The 8,458-nt window shown below is 66.6% G+C and carries 10 protein-coding genes; 7 read left to right on the forward strand and 3 right to left on the reverse strand.

The window, feature by feature from the left end:
• Positions 1 to 2 precede the first annotated feature (2 nt).
• The 7 genes from BM345_RS19125 (at position 3) to BM345_RS19155 (ending at position 7,301) form a co-directional block, all read left to right on the forward strand.
• Positions 3 to 1,265, forward strand: a complete 1,263-nt coding sequence (locus BM345_RS19125; protein ID WP_093382122.1) for an NAD-dependent epimerase/dehydratase family protein — start codon at positions 3 to 5, stop codon at positions 1,263 to 1,265.
• A complete protein-coding gene (locus BM345_RS19130; RefSeq protein WP_093382125.1) occupies positions 1,262 to 2,626 on the forward strand; it encodes a condensation domain-containing protein in 1,365 nt (454 codons plus the stop codon). Before BM345_RS19125 ends, BM345_RS19130 begins: the two co-directional genes overlap by 4 nt.
• Positions 2,627 to 2,719: 93 nt before the next feature.
• Positions 2,720 to 3,517, forward strand: a complete 798-nt coding sequence (locus BM345_RS19135) for a glycosyltransferase (protein ID WP_217654009.1) — start codon at positions 2,720 to 2,722, stop codon at positions 3,515 to 3,517.
• Complete coding sequence (locus tag BM345_RS19140) at positions 3,502 to 4,476, forward strand: NAD-dependent epimerase/dehydratase family protein (protein ID WP_093382129.1); 975 nt, start codon at positions 3,502 to 3,504, stop codon at positions 4,474 to 4,476. Before BM345_RS19135 ends, BM345_RS19140 begins: the two co-directional genes overlap by 16 nt.
• On the forward strand, positions 4,473 to 5,384 hold the full coding sequence (locus BM345_RS19145) for a sterol desaturase family protein (RefSeq protein WP_093382132.1): 912 nt from the start codon (positions 4,473 to 4,475) through the stop codon (positions 5,382 to 5,384). The genes BM345_RS19140 and BM345_RS19145 overlap by 4 nt, the downstream gene beginning before the upstream one ends.
• The gene (locus BM345_RS19150; RefSeq protein WP_093382135.1) at positions 5,381 to 6,562 is read left to right on the forward strand and encodes an efflux RND transporter periplasmic adaptor subunit; all 1,182 of its coding nucleotides are present in this window, start codon (positions 5,381 to 5,383) and stop codon (positions 6,560 to 6,562) included. Before BM345_RS19145 ends, BM345_RS19150 begins: the two co-directional genes overlap by 4 nt.
• Before the next feature lie 7 nt (positions 6,563 to 6,569).
• Entirely contained in the window at positions 6,570 to 7,301 is a 732-nt protein-coding gene (locus BM345_RS19155) for an HAD family hydrolase (protein WP_093382138.1), read from the forward strand.
• 99 nt (positions 7,302 to 7,400) lie between these two features.
• On the opposite strand, the gene BM345_RS19160 is transcribed toward BM345_RS19155, so the two are convergent.
• The 3 genes from BM345_RS19160 to BM345_RS29765 all read right to left on the reverse strand — a co-directional run.
• On the reverse strand, positions 7,401 to 7,670 hold the full coding sequence (locus BM345_RS19160; protein WP_093382140.1) for a hypothetical protein: 270 nt from the start codon (positions 7,668 to 7,670) through the stop codon (positions 7,401 to 7,403).
• 54 nt (positions 7,671 to 7,724) lie between these two features.
• On the reverse strand, positions 7,725 to 8,000 hold the full coding sequence (locus BM345_RS19165; RefSeq protein ID WP_139237563.1) for a GCG_CRPN prefix-to-repeats domain-containing protein: 276 nt from the start codon (positions 7,998 to 8,000) through the stop codon (positions 7,725 to 7,727).
• A 341-nt stretch (positions 8,001 to 8,341) separates the two neighbouring features.
• On the reverse strand, positions 8,342 to 8,458 hold a 117-nt coding region (locus tag BM345_RS29765; RefSeq protein WP_139237564.1), incomplete at its 5' end, for an aldehyde dehydrogenase family protein.

Here is an 8,458-nt window from a genome sequence, read left to right on the forward strand (position 1 = left end):
CTATGCGATTGTTCATCCTGGGTGGCGACGGCTTTGTCGGCTGGCCGACCTCGCTTCATCTGTCGGCCCAGGGCCATGAGGTCGTGATCATCGACAACCTCAGCCGCCGCCATATCGACGTGGAACTGAAGGTCGAATCGTTGACCCCGATCGCCTCACCCGCCGAGCGCTGCCGCGCCTGGCGGGAAGCGACCGGCAAGACGATCCATTGGGAGACGCTCGACGTCGCAAGCGAATACAGCCGGCTCGTGGAACTGCTGCACGCGTGGAAGCCCGATGCCGTCATCGACTTCGCGCAGCAGCGTGCCGCACCCTACTCGATGAAGACGCCGCGCCTGAAGCGCTACACGGTCAACAACAACGTCAGCACCACGCACAACCTGCTGTGCGCACTCGTCGATGCCGAGGTCGATGCGCATGTCGTGCATCTCGGAACGATGGGCGTGTACGGCTATTCGGACACGGGCTCGGCGATCCCCGAGGGATATCTCAATGTCGAGGTGCAGGGGGGCGACGGGCAACGCCGCAGTGTCGACATCCTTCATCCGACCAATCCGGGCAGCATCTACCACGCGACCAAGTGCATCGACCAGATCCTCTTTGCCTTCTACGCAAAGAACGATGGCATGCGCATCACCGACCTGCACCAGGGCATCGTATGGGGCACCCAGACGCGCGAAACGGCGCTCGATCCCCGCCTGGTCAACCGCTTCGACTACGACGGCGACTATGGCACGGTGCTCAATCGTTTCCTCGTGCAAGCTGCGCTGGGGTACCCGCTGACGGTGCATGGCACGGGCGGGCAGACGCGCGCATTCATCCACATCAGCGACACGGTGCGCTGCATCGAGCTTGCGTTGCGCCATGCGCCGCGGCGTGGCGAGCGCGTCAAGATCTTCAACCAGGCGACCGAGACGCACCGCGTGCGGGAACTGGCGCACCTGGTGCACCGCCAGACCGGATGCCCGATCGACTATGTGCACAACCCCCGGAATGAAGCGGTCGAGAACGACCTGGCGGTCATCAACGAACAGTTCCTGGCCCTGGGCCTGAACCCCGTTCGGCTGCACGAGGGCCTGATGCAGGAAGTGCTCGATACGGTGGTGCGCTTCAAGGAGCGCATCCGGCGCGAGCGAATTCCCTGTGTCTCGGCCTGGACGCGCGCGCACGACACGCAGTTGTCGTTGCCGCCGGCCATCGACGATGCCCTTGTGAAGCAACCGAAGCTGGACGCGCTGAGCTGCATTGGCGAGCTGGCGTCATGAGTGCGCACGAAGGCGAGGCGGTGGCAGCCGGCGTGCCGTTGACGCGGCCGCAGCAAAGAATGCTGGCGCTGCATGGGGTCCAGCCGCAGGCGGACATGCTGGCACGTGCGTTCTTGCTTCGCGGAACACTCGACCTGCCGGCGTTTGCCTCGGCGGTGGCCTGGAGCGCGAGAAAAAGTTCGGTCCTGTCTTCGGTGGTCGTGCAGGACGGCGCCGCAGCCGCCCGCCGGCAAGGGGAGCGGATCGCCTTGCAGGTGCAGGAACCCGAGCGTCGCGACAGCATGGAGGCCGCGATGAAGGCACTTCAGGAGACCATCGCCAGGCCTTTTGACCTGACGCGCGGCCCGCTGCTGCGGATGGTGATCTTCCCCATCTCTGACGAGACGCATCTCTTCCTGTTCCACGCGCACCATATCGTCGTCGATGGCTACAGCATCGGCCTGGGCCTGAAGCATGTCATCGAAGGCTACGCCACGCTGCTGCAGGGCGGATCGCTGGAAGACGAAGCAGCCGATGACGGCCTCGCAAGCCTGGCGGCGGCGGAAGCGGACTACTTGGGCTCGGAGGCGGGGCTGCGCGACGCAGCGTACTGGTCCGGGAAGCTGGCGACGACACGTGGACAGATGCCGGCGCGCGAAGGTTTGATGCACGGCCGAAGGAAAGTCTCGCTTGCCAGCGCGGTCTGCAGCACCCAGCTCGACGCACAGGAACATGCCCTGCTCGAAAGGGCAGCGCGGGCAGCGGGCACCACGCGCCCGGGCCTGTATGCCGCCGCGTTCCAGCTGGTGCTGGACGCTGTTCAGCCAGGCTCTGCGCTGAGCACCACCTTCACGTTGAGACGCAATGCCGCAAGCCTGCGCGTCGTCGGTCCGTTGATGACCTATGGCTTGCTGACGCCGGCGCACACGAGCGAAGCTTTCGCTGATCGCGCGCGTCGGCTGGGCACAGAGATCAGCGCCGGCCAGGTGCATGCGCGCAGGGCCGAAACCGTCGGGCCGCATGGCCCAGATTGCGACGCCTTGCCGCTGCACCGGACGGCGTTGATCAGCTTTCATGTGCAAAAGCGCTTTGCAGAGCTGTCCCTGGGCTTCGGCGCGGGTGCCTGCGACATCCTTCCCGGGCTGGCCCTGGAAACCGTCTCGTTGCCCACGCGCTTCGTGCCGTACGGGTTGTTCCTGTCGGTCGGTGAAATGCAGGGAGAAGGCGTCATCCTGCTGGTCCACAACCGTGAGCTCTACGGCGAAGGCGAGGCGCAGGCGATCCTGCGCAAGGTGCGGGACGTGCTCTTGCCGGCGGCGGCGCGCCTGTGTGGCGAGCTCGAGTGCGAGCCCGAGCGCGAACTGGACATGGCTGCCTGCTGACGGCAGCACGATCCGTCCAGCAGAAAGCAATTCGACATCCTTCTTCGTGGCCGCTTCGAGCCATGTCTGCACATGTTTGCCTACTGCACCTTGTTGAGCAATCCCCAGTACATGCCCGGCGCCGTGGCGCTGGCGAGATCGTTGCAGGCGATGCGTGCGCGCGCCCCGCTCATCGTCCTGGTGCCTGAACAGACGATCGGCCAGATGGACGCGGGGCTGCTGGAGCGCCATGGCTGCGAGTTGAGGGCGGTGCCGCCCCTGCCGCTGTCGGCGCAGTTCTGCGCGCGGCATGCTACCGCGGCGCTGGGCCGCGCGGCCCCGTTCACCCGCGGGACCAAGCCGCAGTTCCACGAGACGCTGAACAACTTCCTCAAGCTTCGCTGCTGGGAGCTGACGGAATACGAGAAGGTCGTCTTCCTCGATGCGGACACGGTGGTTGTGCGCAATGTCGACCGGCTCTTCGAGTACCCGGCCTTCGGTGCGGCGCCCAACCTCTACCAGGAGCTCGAGGACTTCGGCCGCATGAATTCCGGCGTGTTCGTCGCCAGGCCTTCGGCCGCGGAGTTCGAACGGCTTCTTGCGCAGTTGGATGCGCCAGGTGCCTTCTGGCGCAGGACGGACCAGACTTTCCTGGAGGCGATGTTCCCCGCCTGGTGCGTTCTGCCGCACTGGTACAACACCCTGCAATACCTGTTCTTCAACCAACCGCAGCTGTGGATTCCCGAACGGATCGGGATCATCCACTACCAGTACGAGAAGCCGTGGATGGCCGAGCACCCCAAGCGGGAACTGCTGGCGCCGCTCATCGAGTTCTGGCGGCGCATCTACGAAGAGGGCGAGGTTGGCCAGGTGCCATCCCCTCGCGTGGGCCTGCCATGCTTGTCGGCCTGACGGGCGCGACCGGCTACGTCGGCCGCTTCATAGCGCAGGAACTGCACCAGCGGGGCGTCGCCGTGCGAGCCCTGGCGCGCGCCGAAAGCGATCGCACGGGCTTCGCCGGCCCGATTGAGTGGCACGACGGCTCCCTGGGTTCGGACGACGAGTTGCTCGCGCGTTTTGTCGCCGGCACCGACGCTGTTGTGCACTGCGCGCTGGAACATGTGCCGGGGCGCTACCGCGGCGGGGAAGGTACGGACCTGTCCCGCTTCATCGAGATGAATGTGGGCGGGTCGCTGCGCCTGATGCAGGCGGCCCGTTCATCCGGGGTCGGGCGGTTCATCTTCCTGTCGTCCCGCGCCGCGTACGGGGATGCGGCGGGCGACGCGGATCTTGGCAGCCTGCTTCATGACGACAGCGCAGCCCGGCCCCACACGCACTATGGCGCCTGCAAGGCAGCGGTTGATGCGTTCGTCAGCAGCTGGGGGCGTGGCGGCGGCTGGGACATCTGCGCGTTGCGGCCGACGGGCGTCTACGGCGTCGTGCATCCGCCGGCGCGGACAAAATGGCTTTCGCTCGTCGACGCCATTCGTCGCGGCCAGCCCTGGCCCGAGTGCCGACGCGCGTCGGAAGTCCATGGCAGGGACGTGGCCCGCGCGGTCTGGATGCTGCTCGGCGCGCCGGACATCGCGGGCCGCACATTCAACTGCAGCGACGTGCTGGTCAGCACCGCGGACATCGCGCGCATCGTCCAGCGCCTGACCGGCGCCAGAGGGCCCTTTCCGCCCGAGCCATCGGGTCCGTGGTCGCGCGTCATGGCCTGCGAGGGGCTGCAGGCGCGGGGCTTCGTCTTCGGCGGGATGCCGCTGCTTGAAGCGACCGTGGCGCAGATCATCTCGATGCTCGAGCAGCAGGGGCGCAGGCCGCAGCCGCGGCGCGCGCGGATGGCGAGGCTTCCTAGGAAATCGCGATGAGTCAGTTTGCGGATCTCGCCTTCTTTGCCGGTGCCGTCATCATCGGCGTGTCGTTTGTCGAAGCCCTGTGGCTGAGCTGGCGCGACCGAAACACCGCCACACCCTTTGCGTGGCACGAGATGTGGTTGTCCGTTGCCGACGTGCTGGGACGCAAGCTGCTCGCCATGCTGCCGCTTTCGCTCACCGTGCCGGTGTTCGCATGGGTGTGGGAGCACCGCCTCTTCACCTTGGAACTCAATGGCCTTGCGCAGCTGCTGGCCTTCTTCGTTGCGCACGAGTTCTGCTACTACTGGTTCCACCGCGCGTCGCACCGCATCCGCTTCTTCTGGGCTTCGCACGCGGTGCATCACTCGCCCAACCAGCTGACGCTCTCCACCGCCTACCGGCTCGGCGTGACCGGCCGGTTGACGGGTACCGATCTCTTTTACGCGCCGCTCGTCTGGCTGGGCGTGCGCCCCGAGGCCGTGCTGCTTACGCTGATGCTGAACCTCTTCTACCAGTACTGGCTGCACACCACCTGGATTCCGAAACTGGGCTGGCTCGAGCATGTGTTGAACACGCCGTCGGCGCACCGGGTGCACCACGCTTCGAACGTCGACTACCTGGACGCGAACTTCGGTGGCGTGCTGATCGTGTTCGACCGGCTGTTCGGCACCTACGTCGCCGAACGCGCCGACGAGCCTTGCCGCTACGGACTCGTCGCGCCGGAAACCTCGCGTAATCCCTTCGTCGTCGAGTTCGGGCACTGGGCGAGGCTGCTGCGCGACATGGGGCAAGCCAGGAGCGCCTGGATCGCGCTGACCCACGTGCTTCGCCCGCCGGGCTGGCGCCCCGATGGCGCCGGCGAAACCACGCAGGACCTGCGTCGCAGACATCAAGCCGGCCTGGCTGTTCGGAGCGAGCCGTGAGCCGATGGGTCCCGTGCTCAGCCGCCGCCCTGGCCCTGGCACTGGTCGCCGGCTCGGCGCTGCATGTCGTCGAGCGACGCCAGGCGCAGGGGGCGCTTGCGCGTTCGCCGGCCACCGAGGCCACGGTGAATCTTCTTTCCGCCGACGTGCTGCGCGTGGCCAGCATCGACATGGCGCAGACCCTTCCGCTCTCCGGAACGCTGCGTGCAGTCGATTCCGCCGTCGTCAAGGCCAAGGTGGCCGGCGAGCTCGGCGGCCTGACGGTGCGGGAGGGCGACACGGTCAAGGCCGGCCAGGTCATTGCACGCATCGACGCCAGCGACTACGAGTCGCGCGTGCGCCAGGCGCAGGAGCAGGCCGACTCGGCCGCGGCCCAGGCCGAAGTGGCGCAGCGCAGCTACGACAACAACCAGGCGCTGGTGGATCAGGGCTTCATCTCGCGCACCGCCCTGGACAACTCGCTTTCCAGCCTCAACGCTGCACGGGCGACGCATCGGGCGGCGCTGGCGGGTGTCGACATGGCGCGCAAGGCGCTCGGCGACACGGTGGTGCGCAGCCCGATCGACGGCCAGGTGGCGGCGCGCCTCGTGCAGAGCGGCGAGCGCGTCGCAGTCGATACGAAGCTGGTCGAGATCGTGGACCTGCGCAGGATCGAACTCGAAGCCGTGCTGTCAGCCGCCGAGTCGGTGGCCGTTCGGGTTGGCCAGCGCGCCAGCCTGCAGGTGGAGAGCGTAGGCGCGCCGGGCACCGCCGACAGGCGCGAGCGCGAGGTCGATGCGACGGTGGCGCGCATCAATCCGAGCGCACAGGCCGGCAGCCGCAGCGTGCTGGTCTACCTGGCACTAGAGCGCAGTGAGGGCTTCCGCCAAGGCCTGTACGCGCAGGGGAGCCTGCTGCTGGGTCGCAGCCGGGCGCTTGCCGTGCCGCTCGCCGCCGTGCGCGTGGACAAGCCCGAGCCCTATGTGCAGCAGGTGGTCGATGGACACGTGCATGACGCGGCGGTGCAGACCGGCCGGCGGGGCCAGGCGGACGGTCAGACCTTCGTGACCGTGGCTGGCGTTGAAGAGGGCGCCACGCTGCTTGCGGCCAGCACGGGCACATTGCGCGACGGCACACCAGTGCACATCAACGCGGTCGGCGCCAGCGTGGCGGCGGCGCCTGCACGGGCACCGCTCTGACGACCCCATGACCTTGGATCTCGCCCGCATTCGCGCCATCTCGCTGGACCTCGACGACACGCTGTGGCCCATCAGGCCCACCATGGAGCGGGCGGAACAGGCTCTCCTGTCCTGGTTGACGCAGCGAGCGCCCCGCACCGGCGAACTCCTCACGGATGTCAGCGTGCTGCGCGCGCTGCACGAAGCCGCGGAGCTCGAGCGCCAAGACCTTGCGGGCGACCAGATTGAACTGCGGCACGAATCCATTCGTGCCGCCTTGCGTCACGCGGGCGAGGACCTGGCGCTGGCCGAGCCGGCCTTCGATGCCTTCTTTGTGCAGCGCCAGCAGGTCACGCTCTACGAGGACGCGCAGCCCGCGTTGCACTGGCTCAGTGCGCGCTATCCGCTGGTGGCCATTTCGAACGGAAATGCCGACCTCGTTCGAACGGGCGTCAGCGCTTGGATAGGCCGCGGCTTTCGAGCGCGGGACTTTGCCATGGGCAAGCCCCACCGGGCGATCTTCCATGCAGCCGCGCAATCCCTGCAACTCGAGCCATCGGAGATGCTGCATGTGGGCGACGATGCCGAACTGGACGTTCTTGGCGCTATTGACGCGGGCATGCAGGCCGCATGGCTCGTTCGCGATCGTCGCGCCTGGGAATACGACACCGTTCCCCACCTGGTCGTCGAGGATCTCCGGGCACTCTGCATCGAGTTGAGCAAGCGCGAGACAGCGTGCCCTCGCGCATCGCTTCTCTGATCCCGCAGCAGGCCGGGTACGGCAGGCGAGGAAGAAGCTGGACTTTGGAGCTTTCAGGACCGACCTCGAATGGAGGCCGGCCTTCCCGCTTATCCTGAGTTACCAGCGGCGACCTTGGTGGAACTGATCCGCGATGGCGATCTCGGACTGCGCCTGCTGGAGCAGCTCGATGGCTCGACCGGCGTGACCGCCGAACGTCGGACCATTGACGTTCTGCGCGCCATGGATGTGGTTGATGGCCGCTTGCGCCGCGTCTTCCGCAGCCTGGAAGTTCGGATGCGACAGCCCGTAGGGCTCGGCGGCGGATGCGCCCACGGCAACGGCGCAGGCGGCGCCAAGGACAAGAAGCTTGAGGGGTTGCAGGTTCATGATTAATCTCCGAAGTCGATGTGGGTGGCGTGTTCCTATGGGCCCAAGATCCGATCAACGCCAGACCCAATGACCACGGACCACCGGACGCACGACCACCGTGGGTGCGTAGTAGGGCGCGCTATAGAAGGGCGGGCCGTACATCACGGGTCTCGCGTAGTGGCAGTGCCCCCACGGCCCGCGCCAACCGTTGATGCCGCAGCCGTCGGCGACCTTGAGGATCATCGAGGAATCCACGGTGATTGACGCATTGCGAAGCTCCTGCGCCTGCGAGGCGATGGCTGCGGTGCCCAGTGCAGCGGCAGCAAGGAGCTTGGTGAGGGAAGACATCTGAGACTCCAATCGGTGCTTGATGTGCACCGTGGAGAAAAGTCTCTGCCTGTCTTCTTAAGTCCTGCTGAAGGCGTTTTGAATTGCTGCCGTATCCGCGGGGATCGCTTCTCGGTTCCGGTGACACTAGCACGGCACTGCAGCGAGAGTGGAAGCACTTCAAGCCGGCCGCTTGGTGCCCAAGAAGACAAGCGAGTCAGAGGGAGGCGGACCGTCCGCTCGCATTGTTCATTCGGCCGCAAACGGTCATCCGCTCTTCCTGCGGCCCTTGTGGAAATGATGCGCTTGTGGCGAGCGGAGTCGTTATATCTGACATGGGCCGAAGTCCGCTTTCACGAGGATTAGGCCGCCATGATCGACACAGCCTTGGCCACCAGGTAGGCCTCCATGGCCTCGGGGCCGCCTTCGGAGCCGTAGCCCGAATCCTTCACGCCGCCGAAGGGCATCTCGGGCGTGGG

The organism is Variovorax sp. OV329 (assembly GCF_900114785.1).
Classification (GTDB): domain Bacteria; phylum Pseudomonadota; class Gammaproteobacteria; order Burkholderiales; family Burkholderiaceae_C; genus Variovorax.